The sequence below is a fragment of the Pseudoxanthomonas sp. genome, assembly GCF_002863005.1.
Taxonomy (GTDB): domain Bacteria; phylum Pseudomonadota; class Gammaproteobacteria; order Xanthomonadales; family Xanthomonadaceae; genus Pseudoxanthomonas_A.
On the sequence record NZ_PKDG01000015.1, the window covers coordinates 527,930 to 545,657 of the forward strand.

The following is a 17,728-nucleotide window of genomic DNA, read 5'->3' on the forward strand; positions in this document are numbered from 1 at the left end:
CACGAACGCTACCAGCCGCGGATTGAACGCGGGCTGGATAAAACGCCCGCGCGACGCGGAGCGTCACCCGACCGCGCGCAGCACGTCCAGCACGCGTTGCCCGTAGCGCTCGAGCTTGGCGCCACCAATGCCGCCCACCCGCGCCAGGTCGGCCAGCGTGGCCGGCTGCTGCTCGGCGATGTTGCGCAGCGTGCTGTCGTGGAAGATGACGTAGGCGGGCACGTTCTGCTCGCGGGCCAGCTCCGCGCGCAGGTCGCGGAGACGCTGGAAACGCGGCAGGTCGGCGGCCTGCACCGGGACGCCGCTGCGAGGGCTGCGGTCGCGTTCGCGGCGTTCGCGCTGTTCCTTGCGCAGCTGCAGGCGGCGCTCGCCGCGCAGCACGGCGCGACTGCCTTCGGTCAGGCGCAGGCTGCCGAACTCGGCTTCGACTTCCAGCAGGCCGCAGGCCACGAGTTGGCGGAACACGCTGCGCCAGGTCGTGGCGTCCAGATCCTTGCCGATGCCGTAGGTGGTCAGGTGGTCGTGGCCGCACTGGCGGATGCGTTCGCTCTCGCTGCCGCGCAGCACATCGATGACATGGTTCACGCCGAAGCGCTGGCCGCTGCGATACACGCAGCTCAGCGCCTTCTGCGCGGCCTCGGTGGCATCCCACGTCTCGGCCGGACTCAGGCAGTTGTCGCAGTTGCCGCATTCGTGCGGATAGGTTTCGCCGAAGCCGGCCAGCAGCACCTGCCTGCGGCACTGGGTGGATTCGCAGTAGCCCAGCAACTGGTCCAGCTTGCGCCGCTCCAGCCGCTTGCGTTCTTCGCCGGCTTCGCCCTGTTCGATCATCTGCTTCAGCAGCACCACGTCGCCCAGGCCATAGCAGAGCCACGCCTCGGCTGCTTCACCATCGCGGCCGGCACGGCCGGTCTCCTGGTAGTAGCCTTCCATCGACTTGGGCAGGTCCACGTGGGCGACGAAGCGCACGTCGGGCTTGTCGATGCCCATGCCGAAGGCGATGGTCGCCACCATGACGATCCCTTCCTCGCGCAGGAAGCGGCGCTGGTTGTGCGCCCGCACGCTTGCGTCGAGCCCGGCATGGTACGGCAGGGCGTTGAAACCCTGTTCGGCGAGATAGTCCGCGAACTGCTCGACCCGCTTGCGCGACAGGCAATAGACGATGCCTGCCTCGCCCTTGTGCTTGCGCAGCATGTCGCGCAGCTGGTGGCGGGCATTGTCCTTCTGCACGACGGTGTAGCGGATGTTGGGACGATCGAACGAGCTGACGAACTTCTCGGCGTCGACAAGGTTCAGGCGCTCGGCGATCTCGCGCTGCGTGGGCGGATCCGCGGTGGCAGTCAGCGCGATGCGCGGCACGTCGGGCCAGCGCTCGTGCAGCAGTGTCAGTTCCAGGTATTCGCGGCGGAAGTCGTGGCCCCAGGCCGAGACACAATGCGCTTCATCGATGGCGAACAGCGCGATGCGACTGCGGTCCAGCAGCGACAGGAAGCGGCCCGTCAGCAGCCGCTCCGGCGCGACGTAGAGCAAGTCCAGCTCGCCCTGCAGCAGGGCCTGTTCGACCTGCTGGGCCTCGTCCGAGGCGAGCGAGGAGTTCAGGAACGCCGCCCGCACGCCGAGCTGGCGGAGGGCGTCCACCTGGTCCTGCATCAGCGCGATCAGCGGGGAGACGACGATGCCGGTGCCGTCGCGCAACAGCGCAGGCACCTGATAGCACAGCGACTTGCCGGCGCCGGTCGGCATGAGGACCAGGGCATCGCGGCCGGCGGCGAGGTGTTCCACGATGGCCTGCTGGTGGCCACGGAAGGCGCTGTAACCGAAGACGCGCTGGAGGGTTTCGAGTGCGGGGGACGACATGGGGACAAGGATAACGCGAGCACGGGTGTCGGCCCGGTCAGCGGCCACCGGTGGCCTTCGGAAATCCCCGTGGCGTCGAGTAGGAGTTGATCCTGATTCGAGCGGGCCACCGGAAGCCCCTCTCCCGCTGGGAGAGGGGCTTCGAGGATCAGACAGCAAAACGCCCGGACAAGCCGGGCGTTTTGTGCTTCACTCAGGCTTCGATTACTGCAGCAGCGAGCGCAGCATCCACGCGTACTTCTCGTGCGTCTGCAGCCGCTGCGTCAGCAGGTCCTCTGTCGGTGCATCGTCGGCGTCGTCGGCGATGTCCAGCACCTTGCGTGCCGTGCGGCAGACTGCCTCGTTGCCGACCACCAGCTGGCGGACCATTTCGCGCCAGTCGGCGCTGTCGGTCAGTCCCGGCTCTTCCGGGATCGAGGTCAGGCCGACGAATTCGCGGTAGGAACCAGGCGCATTGAAGCCCAGCGCGCGGATGCGTTCGGCGATCTCGTCCAGCGCCGTCCACTGCTCGGTGTACTGGGTCTCGAACATCGTATGCAGCGAATTGAACATCGCGCCGGTGATGTTCCAGTGGAAATTGTGGGTCTTCAGGTAGAGCGTGTAGCTGTCGGCGAGGAAGCGCGACAGGCCGTCGGCGATCTTCTTGCGTTCGCTGCCGCTGATCCCGATATCGATGTTGGGCGCGGACGGAGCCGAGGCGAGCGGGGCGGTGACGGGTGCGGCCTTGGTCTTGGCGGGCTTAGTCTTCGGCTTGGCCATGCGGATTCTCCTGTGGGTGGGTTGAGGCGGCACAATGGGCACACTAGAACATGTGGCGTGAGCGAAAAGTTTCAACCGTTCCCCGAAGAATGAATACCCCCCGCGATTCCTCCCAACCCCATCCCGACCGTGCCGCCCTCGAGCAGGCACGGCGATCGTTCGACCGTGCCCTGAGCCGCGACCGAGGCCGCCTGCAGGGTCTGTGGTCGCGCTGGCAGGGCAAGCCGGCCGATGCCGGCGCGCGCCAGGCCTTCGAACAGGCGCTGCAAGCCTCCGTCGCCGCCCGTGAACGCCGTGGTTCCACGGTACCCGCAGTGACGCTCGACGACAGCCTGCCCATCGCGCGCGAGGGCGAACGCATCGTCGAGCTGATCCGCAACCATCAGGTGGTCGTGATCGCAGGCGAGACCGGCTCGGGCAAGACCACCCAGCTGCCCAAGCTCTGCCTGGCCGCCGGGCGCGGTGTGGCCGGGATGATCGGGTGTACGCAGCCGCGGCGCATCGCCGCGCGTGCGGTGGCGCGCCGCGTGGCCGAGGAACTGAAGACCGAGATCGGCCGTGGGGTCGGCTTCCAGGTGCGCTTCAACGACCAGGTGGGCGACGACACCCACATCAAGTTCATGACCGACGGCATCCTGCTGGCGGAGATCGCCAGCGACCGCTGGCTGTCGGCCTACGACACGATCATCGTCGACGAGGCGCACGAACGCAGCCTCAACATCGATTTCCTGCTCGGCTACCTCAAGCAGCTGCTGCGCAAGCGCCGCGACCTGAAGGTGATCGTCACCTCCGCCACCATCGATACCGCGCGCTTCGCCCGGCACTTCGACGATGCGCCGGTGATCAGCGTGGAAGGGCGCACCTATCCGGTGGAGGTGCGCTACCGCGCGCTGGAGGGCGAGGGCGAGCAGGAGGGGGAGCGCACGGTCAACGACGGGATCGTGGCGGCGGTGGACGAGATCACCCGACAGGACGCGCGCGGCGACGTGCTGGTCTTCCTGCCCGGCGAGCGCGAGATCCGCGACGCGCACCAGGCGCTGGAGCGACGCAAGTACAGGAATACCGAGGTATTGCCGCTGTATGCGCGCCTGTCCAACCAGGACCAGGACCGCGTTTTCAACCCGGGGCCGAACCGGCGCATCGTGCTGGCGACCAACGTCGCCGAGACCTCGCTGACGGTGCCGCGCATCCGCTACGTCGTCGATCCCGGGTTCGCGCGCGTCAAGCGTTACAGCCCGCGCAACAAGCTCGACCGCCTGCACATCGAACCGGTCTCGCAGGCCAGCGCCAACCAGCGCAAGGGCCGCTGCGGACGCATCGCCGAAGGCATCTGCTATCGCCTGTACGCCGAAGCCGATTTCCAGTCGCGCGCCGAATTCACCGATCCGGAGATCCGCCGCTCCAGCCTGGCCGGCGTGATCCTGCGCATGCTGCAGCTGGGACTGGGACGGATCGAGGATTTTCCGTTCCTGGAGGCGCCCGACGAGCGCGCGGTCGCCGACGGCTGGCAGCAGCTGGTCGAGCTCGGCGCCATCGACGGCGAGCGGCGCATGACCGCCACCGGCAGGCAGATGGCGCGCCTGCCCGTGGACGTGAAGCTGGCGCGCATGCTGGTGGCGGCGCAGGCCGCCGGCTGCCTGCGGCCGATGCTGGTGATTGCCTCGTTCCTGGGCATCCAGGATCCGCGCGAGCGTCCGGCCGATGCGCGCGGCGCGGCCGACACCGCGCACGCGCAGTTCGCCGATGGCCGGTCCGAGTTCGTCGGCGTGCTGCGCCTGTGGGATGCGTACCGGCAGGCGCACGAAGATCTCACCCAGTCCAAGCTGCGCGACTGGTGCGGCCGCCACTTCCTCGGTTTCCTGCGCATGCGCGAATGGCGCGAGCTGCACCGCCAGCTGCGCCTGCTGTGCGAGGAACTGGGGTGGAAGGAAGAGGCCGTCGAGGCGTCGATGGCGCCGCTGCTCGCCGGCAGCAGCGCGCCGCCGGCCGTGCGTGATGACGCCGCTGCGGCCGCGAAAGCCACGCGCGGCCAGCTGCATCGCGCCGCGCGCCTGGCGCGCGAAGGCAAGCCCGACGCGCCGTTGGCGCCGGTTGCCGCCGGCGTGCTGAAGGAGCCGGCGCCCAGCGGTGGGAGCTTCAGTGAGCGCGTGCGGGCCGGCGCCTACCAGACTCTGCATCGCGCGTTGGTGGCCGGCCTGCCCACGCAGATCGGCCATCGCACCGACAAGGGCGATTTCCAGGCGCCACGCCAGCGCCGCTTCCTGCCATTCCCGGGCTCGCCGCTGTCGAAACGGCCGCCGCCGTGGCTGCTGGCGGCCAACCTGCTGGACACGCAGAAGGTCTGGGGCATGACGTTGGCCGCGATCGAACCGGACTGGGTGATCGCCGAACTGCCGCACCTGCTGCTGCGCAAGCATTTCGATCCGCACTGGTCGCGCGCGCAGGGGCAGGTGCTGGCGTCGGAGCAGATCAGCCTGTTCGGGCTGGTGCTGGCACCGAAAAAGCCGGTGCACTACGGCCGCATCGCACCGGGCGAAGCGCACGACCTCTTCGTGCGCCAGGGCCTGGTGACCGGCGAGATCAACACGCGCGCCTCCTTCGTTGCCGACAACCTGAAGACGCTGGAACAGGCGCGCGAGGAAGAAGCGAAACTCCGGCGTGCGGGACTGGTCGCCGACGAGGACTGGCAGGCGCGCTGGTACCTGGATCGCGTGCCATCGGAGCTCCATTCCGCCGCCGGCCTCGATGCGTGGTGGAAAGCGCTGCCGGCCGACAAGCGGCGCACGCTGCACTGGTCGCTGGCCGACCTGTTGCCGGGCGAAGGCAGCGAGGAAGATCGCTATCCGAAATACTTCGCGCTTGGCGATGCCCGCCTGCCGCTGCAGTACCGGTTCGAGCCCGGTGCCGCCGACGACGGCGTGACGCTGGAGGTGCCGCTGCACCTGCTCAACGCGCTGGATCCCGCGCGGCTTTCCTGGCTCGCCCCGGGCTTCGTGGCCGACAAGGCGGCCGGGTTGATCCGTAGCCTGCCCAAGGCCATGCGGCGCAACTACGTGCCGGCACCGGATTTCGGTCGCGCGTTCTTCGAGGCGTTCGCAAAGCCGACCGCCGATGACATCCGCGGCGAACTGGCGCGCTTCCTGTCGCGTGCGACGGGCGTGGCCGTGAGTGCGCTCGACTTCGACGAGGCCGCGCTCGAGCCGCACCTGCGCATGAACCTGCGTCTGCGCGAGGATCCCCGTGGGGGTGTCGAGGGCAAGGTGCTGGCCGAATCGCGCGATCTCGACGCGCTGCGTGCGCGCTTCGGCGCGAAGGCGGGGCAGGCGTTCGCCGCGCGTGCGGGTCGCGCGATGGCCGCGAGCGGGCTGCGCGATTTCCCCGCGCAACCGATTCCGCAGGACGTTCCTGGCGAAGCGGGCGTGCCCGCCTATCCGGCGCTGCGCGACGACGGCGATAGCGTCGCGTTGCAGGTGTTCGCCGATCGCGCCGAGGCGGATGCGTCGCACCCGCGGGGCGTCCGTCGCTTGCTGGACATCGCCCTGGCCGACAAGGTGAAGCAGGCACGCAAGCAATTGCCCGTGTCGCCCAAGACGGGCCTGCTGTATGCGGCCATCGAGTCGCAGGAACGCCTGCGCGGCGACATCGTCGATGCGGCGATGAATGCGCTGCTGGCGGAAGGGTTGGCGACGATCCGTGACCGCGCCGCGTTCGAACAACGGCGCGACGATGCCGGCAAGCGCCTGTTCGGCGAGGCCATGGCGCGGCTGGAGCTGGCCGAGGCCATCCTGTCGGCGGTAGCGGAACTGAAGCCCCAGCTCGACGCGCCGTTGATGGGATGGGCGCGGGGCAATCTCGATGACCTGCGCATGCAACTCGCGGCGCTGGTACACCCCGGGTTCCTGCGCGAGACGCCGGCCGACGCACTGGCGCAACTGCCGCGCTACCTGAAGGCGATGGCCTTGCGTGCGGAGCGGGCCAAGCGCGATCCCGCGAAGGACCAGGCCCGGATGCTGGAGCTCAAGCCGTTCGCCGATGCCCTGGCGCAGGCAACGCAGGAAGGTGTTGCGGCGTCGCCCGCCTGGCAGGCGTTGCGCTGGGATCTGGAGGAGCTGCGGGTGTCGGTGTTCGCTCAGGAGCTGGGCGCGAAGAGCGGCGTCTCGCCGAAGAAGCTCGCGCAGCGCCTGCAGGTGCTGCGCGGATGAATCCGTTTACTTGACGCGGCGCACCTTGGCGGCCGTGTTGTAACCGTCGATGCGAAGGAACCAGTTGTTGAACAGGCCGGGCTTGATCGTGACGGCCGGATTCGTCTTGCGTACGCCCTGCAGGCTGGCGGACTCGATCTGCTCCCACACCTGGCCATTGGCCAGCGTATAGCGCTTGCCTTCGGCGAAGCCCTTGAATTCCCCCTCCAGCGTGCTCTTGATCGGCTCGTCGGAGCCGAAGTCGAAGAAGCCGCGGTTCTCCTGTTCCACCTGCTTGCGGGTATCCGCCTTGGCCTGGGTGACGGCGACCTGGGTCTCCTGACGCACCTGCTCGACGGCGCGTGCGGTTTCGCTGCCCACCTTGCGGGTGAGCCACGCGCTGAGCGTGGCCAGTTCGGCATCGCTCAGCTTGTCGAGGCCGGCGGCCTTGAATTCCTCTGCGCTCATCGATTCGCGCAGGTTGCCGAAGCGCGCGTCGGATGCGGCGTCCTGCGCGAAGGCGAGCAGCGGCGCGCTCGCCAGTACCAGGGATAGAAACAAGCGGCTCATCTTCATGGTTGTTCCTGCGGTCGACTGGCCGTTAGTGTAGTCATTCCGGCGACGCTCGGTCGCCTCTCCGTACGTCCATGGTTCCCCCCGCCCACGACATCGCGACGCTGCTGCGACGGCCGGCCCTGCAAGCGCTGCCTGCCCCGTTGCGCCGCGCGCTCGCCGATGCGGCGACGGCGGCCGGTGCGCAGGACGGCATGCCCGATGCCCTTGGGGTGCTGGACGACACGCTGGATACGCTGGCCATGCTCGGCGCCGACGGCGACGTCATCCTGGCGGCGCTGCTGCACGGGGCGCCGGGGCTGCAGGCGGCCGTCGGCCGTGCGGCGGGTGCGCAGGTGCCCGGCCTGGCCGACCTGCTGGAAGGGCAGGTGGCCGCGGCGCAGGTCTGGGCACTGCATGCGGAGCAGACCCGGGGCGCCAGTACCGAAGGCTTGCGCCGCCTGCTGCTGGCCATCGTGCGCGACCTGCGCGTGGTCACCATCCTACTCGCCCGCCAGCTCGCCCGCATGCGGGCCGCGGGCGCCCTGCCCGAATCCGATCGCCAGGCACTGGCGCGACTGACCCGCGACATCCACGCACCGCTGGCCAATCGCCTGGGCATCTGGCAACTGAAGTGGGAGCTGGAGGACTTGGCGTTCCGGTACCTCCAGCCGCAGGTCTACAAGCAGATCGCCACGCAACTGGACGAGAAGCGCGTCGGCCGCGAGCGCTACATCGGTGCGGTCATTGACGCGTTGCGCGCGGCGCTCGCCGACCATGGGATCCACGCCGACATCAGTGGCCGGCCGAAGCACATCTACAGCATCTGGCGGAAGATGCAGCGCAAGCAGGTCGGCTTCGACGAGCTCTACGACCTGCGCGCGGTCCGCATCGCCGTGGAAGATGTCGCCGCGTGCTACGCCGCGCTGGGCATCGTGCATGCGTTGTGGGTGCCGATCCCCAGTGAGTTCGACGACTACATCGCGCGCCCGAAGGCCAACGACTACCGGTCGTTGCATACCGCCGTGGTCGGCCCCGAGGGACGCACGCTGGAAGTGCAGATCCGCACGCACGAGATGCATGCGCAGGCCGAGCTGGGCGTGGCCGCGCACTGGAAGTACAAAGAAGGCAAGGCCGGCGGCGATGCCTTCGACCGCAAGATCGCCTGGATGCGACGGCTGCTGGACGGAGCGGCCGAAGGCGCGGGCGGCGATGGTGCACTGGCGGGGGAGCTGGATGCCGAACTGGTCGAGGACCGGGTGTACGCGCTGACGCCGAAAGGCGAAGTGGTCGACCTGCCGCAGGGGGGCACCGTGCTGGATTTTGCGTACCACGTGCACACGATGGTGGGCCACCGCACGCGCGGCGCCAAGGTCAACGGCCGCATCGTGCCGCTCAACCATGTGCTGCGCAGCGGCGACCGCGTCGAGATCCTGACATCGAAGGAGCCCGGACCGCGCCGCGACTGGTTGCTGCAGGCCAATGGATTCCTCGCCAGCGGGCGTTCGCGCGACAAGGTGCGTGCGTGGTTCCACAAGCTCGATCGCGCCCGCAACCTGCAGGCCGGGCGCGAGTTGCTGGACAAGGAGCTGAAGCGCCTGGGCCTGCACCATGCCGACCTGACCGGAGCGGCGAAGAAGTTCCATGCCGACAACGTGGACGAGCTCTACATCCAGGTGGCACTGGGCGATGTGGGCCCGCACCAGGTGGGTCGCGCGTTGCATGAAGAACAGCGTGCGCTCGCAGAGCCGGAGGGTTCCTCGCTGCCGGTGTTGCGGCCCCCACGCAGGGTCGCCAGGCCCGGCAAGTCGAAATTCACCGTGCAGGGCGTCGGCAATCTGTTGGTTCAGCTCGCCCGCTGCTGCCAGCCGGTGCCGGGCGAGCCGATCGCGGGTTACCTGACCCGCGTGCGTGGCGTCACCGTGCACCGCACCGACTGCGCGGCGTTCGCCCGGCTGGCGGCCACGAGCCCGCAGCGCGTATTGCCGGTGGAGTGGGGCCAGGCAGGCGGCGGTTACGAAGTGGACGTGCAGGTCACCGCGCTGGACCGCAAGTGGCTGCTCAAGGACATCACCACGCTGATCGCGCAGGAAGAAGCCAACGTGCTGGACATCAACAGCCAGGGCAACCGCGCGAATGGCCGCGTCCACCTTCGCCTGCGCCTGAAGGTCGCCGACTTCGGCCAGCTGTCGACGCTGCTCGGGAAGCTGGACGCGCTGCCCGGGGTGGAAGACGCACGACGTTCAGGCTGAGTGGGTATGCTGCGGGCGTGACCCGCGAAGACCACCACGACGCCGGGCGAAGCCGACGCATCGAACCGCACATCGACTGGGCGCGCGTCGACGCATCCGTGCCGGCTTCGCGGCGTATCCCGGTGCCGGCGTGGCGCGACCGGCGGTACTGGCGCTGGGTGGCGGGCATCGTGCTCGCCCTGGCGGTGGCGCTGGTGGCGCTGCGCCAGCCGCTGGCCGACCTGCTGTGGCCCGAGACCGGCGTCCAGTCCCTGCTGGACCAGGCGGACCAGGCGCTGCAGGCCGGCCGCTTGGATGCCGCCGACGGGACGGGCGCGCGACAGCTGTACGAGGCAGCCCAGGCGATGGACAACGACCGCACCGAAGCGGCCGAGGGCCTGCGTCGCGTCGCGGAAGCGGCACTTCGCGCGGCGGATTCGGCCCTGCAGCGCCACCGGTTCGACGAAGCGCGCGTGCACCTGGCGCTCGCACGCGACCTCCACGTGCCGCGGCCGGACGCGGACGCGTTCGCCGCCAGGCTGCGCGCCCGGGAAGCGGCGCATGCCGGCGTCGATGGACTGCTTGCGGCCGCGGCGCGTGCGCACGCGGACAAGCGCCTTTCGGAAGGCGATGACGCGGCGTTGCCGCTGTACCAGCGCGTGCTCGCGCTGCAGCCCACGCGCCTCGAAGCCCTGGAGGGTCGGGAGGACGCGCTGTCCGACCTGTTGCAGGAAGCTGGACAGCGGCTGCAGCGGGGTGAATTGGGCGAGGCGGCCAGCAGGATCGCGGCGGCGCGCACCTTCGATCCTGGACACGTCGATCTTCCACAGGCGGAAGCCGCGCTGGCGGCGGCGGTGGATGCACGACGCCGTGCGGGTGCACGGGATCTGGCGCGCGGGCGCTTGTCGGCGGCGCGATCGGCCTATGAAGCCGTGGCGGCGGCCGTGCCGGATGACGCGGCGGCGCGGCAGGGGCTCGAACAGACGGGCATTGCGCATGCTCGGCAGGCTGAACGCGAAGCGGGCGACTTCGATTTCATGCAGGCGGAACGCGAACTCGCGCTTGCACGCACACTGGCGCCGCAGTCGTCGCGGGTGGTACAGGCGGAGCAGTCTGTCGCCCGTGCCCGCGAAGCCCAGCAGCGTCAGGGCGCTGTGCCGTCGCTTGCGCCACGCGAGCGCGACCGGCGTGTCCAGGCGCTGCTGGAGCGCATGGCACAAGCCGAAGCGCAGGGGCAGTGGCTCACCCCACCCGGCGACAGTGCGTACGACACGTTGCGTGCGGCACAGGCGCTCGCGCCGGACAACGCTGCCGTGAAACAGGCGGCGCTGCGCCTGCTCCCCGCCGTCCGTACCTGCTATGAAGACGAACTGCGCGCCAACCGCGTCCGGCGCGCACAGGCCTGCCTGCAGGCGTGGCAGACCCTGCAGCCGCGGGATGCCGCCCTGGCGGATGCGCGCCGTCGCCTGGCGGAAAAATGGATTGCCGTGGGAACGGAGCGACTGGGGATGGGGGACGTGGCGTTCGCCGCCCAGGCGTTGCAGGAGGCGCGGCGCCTGGACGGTGCGCTCGCCGGGCTGGACGATTTCGACGCGCGCGTGCGGACGGCGCAGGCGGCCACGCCCTAGCGCTGGAAGATGCGCCGTACCGTGTCGCGCGCGGCGTCCAGCGAGAAGTGGCGCGCGATGTTGTCGCGGCCATGTTCGGAGAGCGTCCCCCAGAGTTCGGCATCGTCGTACAGCCGCAGCACGGCCTCGGCGAACGCGTCCGCGTCATCCGCCACCAGCACGTCGTGCCCGTGGGTCAGGTGCATGCCTTCGATCGCGCACGAGGTCGCCACCACCGGCTGGCCGTGCGCCATGCTCAGGTTGACCTTGCCCTTCACGCCGGCACCGAAGCGCAGCGGCGCCAGGGCGATGCGCGCGCCGTCCATGTAGCCGCCGATGTCGGCGACATGCCCGTGCACGAGGATGCCCGGTTGCGCCTGCAGCGCCAGCACGTCCGCCGGCGGAGCCATCCCGATGCAATGGAAGCGGATGTCGGGTCGCCGCGCCTGGATGCGCGGGAAGATCTCGCGCCCGAACCACAACACCGCATCGACATTGGGCGGATGGCGGAAGCCGCCGACGAAGACCAGGTCCTTGCGCTGCCCGAACGGCAGCCCGGTGTCCGCCAGTTCGTGCAGGTTCGGCAGGACCTCGACCTCGGTGGCGGGCAGCAGGGTGGACAGCAACTCGCGCTCGGCAGGACTGACCACCAGCGTGGCATCCGCCTGCCGCATCAGCGCCAGTTCGCGATCGCGCGTGCGCTCGGCGGCGCGTCGCAGGCCGGCATCGTCGGACAGCTCGGCGCCGCGCATCTCGCGCAGGAAGTGCAGGTCGACGGTGTCGAACACCACGCGCGCCTGCGGGGCGAAACGCCGCACCAGCGGTAGGAACTCGGCGGCCACGTAGTGGCGGGACAGCATCACCACGTCGAAGCGCGGGCCATGTTCGCGCAACCACGCCGAGGGCCGTGTCGCGAACGGCGCGTGCCACGCTTCCACGCCGTGTCGCCGCAAGCGTGCCGTATCGCCCTCGACCTGGCGCAGGTCGGCAGGCAGGAACACCACGTGGACGCCCTCGTCGGCCAGCATGCGCATCAGATTGACGAGGCGCAGCGAAGCGGAATCGTGGTGCGGGCGTGGAGTTTCCGCATCGATGATCAGGACCTGACGGCGCGGACGCACGACCGAGCCGGCGGTCGGCAGGCTGCCGGCACGTGGCTGCTGCACCAGCGCGTCCTTCCACTTCGCCGCGAACACGCCGCGGTTGCGTACCTGGTAGGCCTTCGTTCCACTGCCGGTGTCCGTGCCGGAGGTGACGCCCTCCAGATGGACGACCCGCGACGCGGGCTGGCAGACGACGCGCAGGCCGTACGCGCGCACGGCGAAGGCGAGGTCGGTGTCCTCGTAATAGGCCGGCGAATAGCGCGTGTCGAATCCGCCGAGCGCGTGGAACAGTCGCGCGGGAATCGCGATGGCGGCACCGGAGCAGTAGTCCGCGTCGCGCAGGCTCGCATAGCGCGGATCGTCGGGAGAGTCGAAGCGGCCATAGTTCCAGGCCGATCCATCGTCGAACACGACGCCGCCGGCTTCCTGCAGGCGTCCGTCCGGATACACCAGCTGCGCGCCCACCAGGCCGATGCCCGCCTGCGTGTCGAATGTGGCGAGCAGCGCATCCAGCCATCCCGGCTGCGGCACGGTGTCGTTGTTGAGGAACACCAGGCAATCGCCCGTGGCCAGCGCGGCGCCATCGTTGCACGCCGCGATGAAGCCGCCATTGGCGGTGCGGCGGTGGTAGCGCAGGCCGGCGACCTGCGGCATCCATTCGCCCGTATCGTCGGTGGAACCGTCGTCCACCACGAGGATCTCGCAGGATGCGGCCGGCGGATGGTCCGCCAGCGCGCGCAGGCAGGCCAGCGTGCAGGCCGCCTGGTTGTAGACGGGGATGATGATGCTGGCGCGCGGCGCTTGGCCGGCCGGCACGGCGAACGGCGCGAAGGGTCCGTCGGCGGGGAGGTAGAGCGGGGTGGAGATCGGCGGGACGTGGCGCGCGAACTGCCGTCGCACGCGCGCCCAGGTGGGTCCCAGGCCACGCGTGCGCAGGCTGGCAAGACCGCGCCGGACCAGGCCACGCGCGCGTTCCAGCATGAAGCGCACGTCGGCCCACGACATCGACATTCCGTTGCAACTCCAGCTGAGCAGGGGGGACGCGGGCCGGGCGCACCCTCGGTGGCTGCGCTAGACTCGCCCGAATTCCCATTGTCGCATCCCCTGTGGCCCGCAACGACTACGACGACGAAGCGCTGGACGAAGACGACATCGACGACGGCGATGGGCCCGGCTGGCGGCAACGCCTGCTGACATGGGGCCTCGCCCTGGTTGGCCTGGGCCTGGGTTTCCTGATCCCCTACACGCTGTACCTCAACCACCAGGTCAGCGAGCGCTTCGGCGAACTGCGCTGGCAGATCCCGACCCGCGTGTACGCGCGTCCGCTGCAGGTCGCGCCGGGCCTGGCGATGGATGCGCAGACGCTGAAGACGGAACTCGATGCGGCGTCGTATCGCGACGACGGCACCGGCGAGAGCCCGGGCACTTACGCGCGCGATGGCGGTCGCTTCACCATTTCCAGCCGCGGCTACATCGACGTGGACGGTCGGGTGGCGCCGCGCCGCGTACAGGTCAGCCTGTCCAATGGGCGCATCGCAGTGGTGCGCGACCTCGCGCGCAAGCAGAACCTCAAGGCGGCGCGGCTGGATCCGGCGCGCATCGCCACGCTGTACGGACAGAAACAGGAAGAACGCCGCCTCGTGCGGCTGGAGGAAGTGCCCGAACTGCTGGTGACCGGGCTGCAGGCGGTCGAGGACCGCGATTTCAAGGATCACCACGGCGTCGACCTGTCCGGCATGGTGCGCGCGGCATGGCTGCTGGTGCGGTCGGGCGGCGATACGAAGCAGGGCGCCAGCACGCTGACCCAGCAGCTCGCGCGCAGCGGCCTGCTCGGCATCGGCAAGGAACAGACTGCGACGCGCAAGTTCAACGAGATCCTGTACGCGTTGATCCTGGAAGCGCGCTATGACAAGCGCACGATCCTAGAGGCGTATTTCAACCAGGTGGACCTGGGACAACGCGGCAGCCAGGCCATCCACGGGGTCGCGGCCGGCGCCGAATTCTGGTTCGGTCGCGACCTCGACAGCCTGACCACCGAACAGGTGGCGCTGCTGATCGGACTGGTGAAGGGGCCGTCCTGGTACAACCCGCGCCGCAATCCCGAGCGCGCCACGCAACGTCGCGACTACGTGCTCTCCAAGCTGCACGAGACGGGCCTCATCGACGATGCCGAATACAAGCGCGCGCGCGCCGCACCGCTGGGCGTCACCAAGACGCCGGGCATGGCTGCCGCCAATCGCTTCCCCGCCTATGTGGACCTGGTGCGCCGCCAGCTGGCGCGTGACTACCCCGAAAGCGCACTGCAGGGCGCGGGCTTGAGCGTACTCACCGGCATGTCGCCGTCGGCGCAGGCGTACGCGGAAGCGTCGGTGATGCGCACGATCAAGGCGCTCGAGAACAAGCGCCGACCGCCGCTGCAGGCCGGGATGGTGGTGACCGACGTGCACGACGGCGACGTGCTGGCCGTGGTCGGCAGCCGCAATGTGTCGGAGATCGGATTCAACCGCGCGGTGGAGGCGCAGCGTCCGGTGGGTTCGCTGCTCAAGCCCTTCGTCTACCTGCTCGCGTTGGCCCAGCCCGACCAGTACTCGCTGGCGTCGTGGGTCGACGATTCGCCGGTGACCGTGCAGCTGGGCAAGGGCCGCCGCTGGACGCCGGCCAATTCCGACCGTCGCAGCCATGGCACGGTTCGCCTGGTCGATGCCCTGGCGCGGTCGTACAACCAGGCCACCGTGCGGGTGGGCATGAAGGTCGAACCGGACCGCCTGGCGCAGCTCATCCGCGTGCTGGCCGGCATCCAGGCGGAACCGAATCCGGCCCTGATCCTGGGCGCGACGGACCAGAGCCCGTACGCGATGGCGCAGCTGTACCAGTTCCTTGCCTCCGGTGGCGAAATCCAGCCGCTGCATGCGGTGCGCGGCGTCCTCGATCCCGATGGCAAGCTGCTCAAGCGCTACGACAAGACGCCGGCACCGGCGCAGGACGGCGACTCCATCGCCGCCAACCTGATCACGGTGGCGTTGCAGCAGGTGGTGTCCAGCGGTACCGGTCGCCAGCTGATCGGCGACGGTCTGGGCCGGCTGCAGTCCGCCGGCAAGACCGGCACCAGCAACGACGGCCGCGACAGCTGGTATGCCGGCTATACGGGCGATCACCTGGCCGTGGTGTGGATGGGCAACGACCAGAACGAACAGACCGGCCTCTACGGCGGCACCGGTGCGATGCGCGTGTGGTCGGGCCTGTTCTCGCGCCTGCCGAGCGCACCGCTCAAGGTGTCGGGCAAGGGCTTGGACTGGCAGTGGGTGGTCGGCTCCAACAGCACCGACGCGAGCTGCCCGGAAGCGCGCCAGCTCCCGTTCGTCTCCGGCTTCGCGCCCGCGTATGCCGCCTGCGTGGTGGAAGAGCCGGTGATGGAAGGCGAAGAGTCGGAAGGCGGCGGGTGGCGCAGCTGGTTCGGCCTGGACCGCAAGAAAGACGAATCACCGCCCCCCCAAGAGACGCCGCCGCCGCAACCGTGATGACGAAGTCCGCATTTCCCTTGTTCCTGGTGTTCCTCGCCGGCTGCGCCTCGGCGCCCCCGCCGGAAGCGCCCGCCGCGCGCGATCCCCTGACCCCCGAGCAGCGCGTCGCCGCCATCCGTGCCGCAGCGGGCGATGACGACCGCGAACTGGCGGTGCAGCCGCTGCGTGATCCGCAGGTCGAAGACCTGCGTGAGCGCGCGCAGCAAGCGCTTGCCGCGCGCAACGCCGCCGCCGCGGCCGACGCATTGAACCAGGCCCTGTTGCTCGTGCCCGAAGATCCCGCCGTCCTGCAGGAGCGTGCCGAAGTGGCGCTGTTGCAGGGCGACTACGCCCGTGCCGACACGTTGGCGCAGCGTGCCTTCCAGCTGGGTTCGCAGGTCGGTCCACTGTGCCGGCAGCACTGGGAAACCGTGCGCCAGGTGCGGCAGCATGAACAGGCTGTGCAGCCCGCGCTGCCGGTGCGCCACACGCCCGAGGATGCCGCGCAGCACGCGGCACGCGCGGCCACCCTGCAGGCCTCGATCACCGAGGCCGAAAGCCGGCGTGATGCCTGCACCGTGCCGGTGATCGAGCGCATGTGAAGGGCGCCGCGTCAGTCGCGACGCGGTACCCTTGCCTCCATACGCCGCTTTCGCTTTCCCGATGTCCCAGCTAGCCCAGGCCAGCCGCGACGCCCTCAGTGAGGGCGGCGCCCTGGCGGAACGACTCGACGCCTTTGCGCCCCGTGACGCCCAGCAGCGACTGACGGCGGCGATCGCCGACGCCTTCGACGCGCGCGACGTGCTGCTGGCGGAGGCGGGTACGGGCACCGGCAAGACGTTCGCGTACCTGGTGCCTGCGCTGTTGTCCGGACTGAAGACCATCGTGTCCACCGGCACACGTGCGCTGCAGGACCAGCTGTACCACCGCGACCTGCCGCGCGTGCGCGATGCGCTCGGCGTGGCCGGGCTGAAGTCGGCGCTGCTCAAGGGGCGCAGCAACTACCTGTGCCGCTACCGGCTCAACCAGGCCAAGGGTGATCCGCAGGCGCTGCGGACCACGTTCACCAGCCGCGAGCACGTGGACCAGTTCCAGCGCATCGTCGCCTGGGGTGGGCGCACCAAGCTCGGCGACATGGCGGAGCTGGCGGCGCTGCCCGACGACTCGCCGCTGCTGCCGCTGGTCACCTCCACCATCGACAACTGCCTGGGCAGCGAGTGTCCGTTCTGGGACGACTGCTTCGTGGTGCAGGCACGCCAGCGCGCGCAAACCGCGGACATCGTGGTCGTCAACCACCACCTGCTGCTCGCCGACCTGGCGCTGAAGCAGGAGGGGTTCGGCGAGATCCTGCCGGGTGCGCAGGCGTTCGTCATCGACGAAGCGCACCAGCTGCCGGAACTGGCGGCCAACTTCTTCGGGGAAGGTTTCGGCATGCGCCCGTTGCAGGAGCTGGCGCGCGACTGCCTGGCCGAATCCAAGGATGCCGCCGGCGCGCTGTCCGCCCTGCAACCGCCGGTGCGCGCGCTGGAGCAGGCGCTGCGCGAACTGCGCGCGGCGATGGAAGGCCTGCCGGCACGCGGGACACGCGAACGCCTGCTGGCCAAGCCGGAGGTGGCGGCCGGCTTCGAGGTGCTGTCCACTGCGCTCGAGGAACTGTCGGCGGCGCTCGCGCCGCTGGCCGAAGCATCGCTGGGGCTGGAGGCCTGCGCCGCACGGGCGAAGGAGTTCGGCACGCGGCTCTCGCGCTGGTACCAGGCGCCGTCGCGCACGGGGGCATTCGACGATGATCCCAGCCCGGACGAGGGCGCCGGCGACGTACTCTGGTACGAACTGACGCCACGCGCCTTCCGCTGCCAGCGCACCCCGCTGGACGTGTCCGGGCCCTTGCGCCAGCACCGCGAGCAATCGCGCGCGGCGTGGGTGTTCACCTCCGCCACG

At 69.8% G+C, this 17,728-nt stretch carries 10 protein-coding genes; 6 read left to right on the forward strand and 4 right to left on the reverse strand.

All coding sequences use genetic code 11. The features are described from left to right. Positions 1-63 precede the first annotated feature (63 nt). Entirely contained in the window at positions 64-1,857 is a 1,794-nt protein-coding gene (gene recQ, locus CYU89_RS07360; RefSeq protein ID WP_296279799.1) for a DNA helicase RecQ, read from the reverse strand. A 204-nt stretch (positions 1,858-2,061) separates the two neighbouring features. Then, positions 2,062-2,616 (reverse strand): Dps family protein, encoded by a 555-nt coding sequence (locus CYU89_RS07365; RefSeq protein ID WP_296279801.1) that lies wholly within the window; start codon positions 2,614-2,616, stop codon positions 2,062-2,064. A gap of 89 nt (positions 2,617-2,705) precedes the next feature. Between CYU89_RS07365 and hrpA the strand changes: the two genes are divergently transcribed. Further along, a complete protein-coding gene (gene hrpA, locus CYU89_RS07370; protein ID WP_296279803.1) occupies positions 2,706-6,818 on the forward strand; it encodes an ATP-dependent RNA helicase HrpA in 4,113 nt (1,370 codons plus the stop codon). Positions 6,819-6,824: 6 nt separating this feature from the next. Here hrpA and CYU89_RS07375 read toward each other — a convergent pair whose 3' ends face one another. Continuing rightward, complete coding sequence (locus tag CYU89_RS07375) at positions 6,825-7,373, reverse strand: hypothetical protein (protein WP_296279804.1); 549 nt, start codon at positions 7,371-7,373, stop codon at positions 6,825-6,827. Between the two features lie 71 nt (positions 7,374-7,444). Here CYU89_RS07375 and CYU89_RS07380 point away from each other — a divergent pair, with 71 nt between their 5' ends. Both CYU89_RS07380 and CYU89_RS07385 read left to right on the forward strand, forming a co-directional pair. Further along, positions 7,445-9,601 (forward strand): bifunctional (p)ppGpp synthetase/guanosine-3',5'-bis(diphosphate) 3'-pyrophosphohydrolase, encoded by a 2,157-nt coding sequence (locus CYU89_RS07380; RefSeq protein ID WP_296279806.1) that lies wholly within the window; start codon positions 7,445-7,447, stop codon positions 9,599-9,601. A 17-nt stretch (positions 9,602-9,618) separates the two neighbouring features. Then, entirely contained in the window at positions 9,619-11,208 is a 1,590-nt protein-coding gene (locus CYU89_RS07385; protein ID WP_296279807.1) for a hypothetical protein, read from the forward strand. Here CYU89_RS07385 and CYU89_RS07390 read toward each other — a convergent pair. Beyond that, positions 11,205-13,301, reverse strand: coding sequence for a glycosyltransferase (locus CYU89_RS07390; protein ID WP_296279810.1), 2,097 nt, complete (start codon positions 13,299-13,301; stop codon positions 11,205-11,207). The genes CYU89_RS07385 and CYU89_RS07390 overlap by 4 nt on opposite strands. 95 nt (positions 13,302-13,396) lie before the next feature. On the opposite strand from CYU89_RS07390, the gene mrcB reads away from it, so the two are divergent. The 3 genes from mrcB to CYU89_RS07405 form a co-directional block, all read left to right on the forward strand. Beyond that, positions 13,397-15,808: a penicillin-binding protein 1B gene (mrcB, locus tag CYU89_RS07395; protein ID WP_296279812.1), complete on the forward strand. Its 2,412-nt coding sequence runs from the start codon at positions 13,397-13,399 to the stop codon at positions 15,806-15,808. After that, a complete protein-coding gene (locus CYU89_RS07400; RefSeq protein WP_296279814.1) occupies positions 15,808-16,392 on the forward strand; it encodes a hypothetical protein in 585 nt (194 codons plus the stop codon). The genes mrcB and CYU89_RS07400 overlap by 1 nt, the downstream gene beginning before the upstream one ends. A 61-nt stretch (positions 16,393-16,453) precedes the next feature. Further along, the coding region (locus CYU89_RS07405) for an ATP-dependent DNA helicase (protein ID WP_296279815.1) at positions 16,454-17,728 on the forward strand (1,275 nt) is incomplete at its 3' end.

Bases quoted from the DNA above. Each gene is read 5' to 3' on its own strand.
- hrpA (WP_296279803.1), top strand. From the start codon at position 2,706: ATGAATACCCCCCGCGATTCCTCCCAACCCCATCCCGACCGTGCCGCC.
- CYU89_RS07380 (WP_296279806.1), top strand. From the start codon at position 7,445: ATGGTTCCCCCCGCCCACGACATCGCGACGCTGCTGCGACGGCCGGCC.
- CYU89_RS07400 (WP_296279814.1), top strand. From the start codon at position 15,808: ATGACGAAGTCCGCATTTCCCTTGTTCCTGGTGTTCCTCGCCGGCTGC.
- CYU89_RS07375 (WP_296279804.1), bottom strand. From the start codon at position 7,373: ATGAAGATGAGCCGCTTGTTTCTATCCCTGGTACTGGCGAGCGCGCCG.
- CYU89_RS07365 (WP_296279801.1), bottom strand. From the start codon at position 2,616: ATGGCCAAGCCGAAGACTAAGCCCGCCAAGACCAAGGCCGCACCCGTC.
- CYU89_RS07390 (WP_296279810.1), bottom strand. From the start codon at position 13,301: ATGTCGATGTCGTGGGCCGACGTGCGCTTCATGCTGGAACGCGCGCGT.
- recQ (WP_296279799.1), bottom strand. From the start codon at position 1,857: ATGTCGTCCCCCGCACTCGAAACCCTCCAGCGCGTCTTCGGTTACAGC.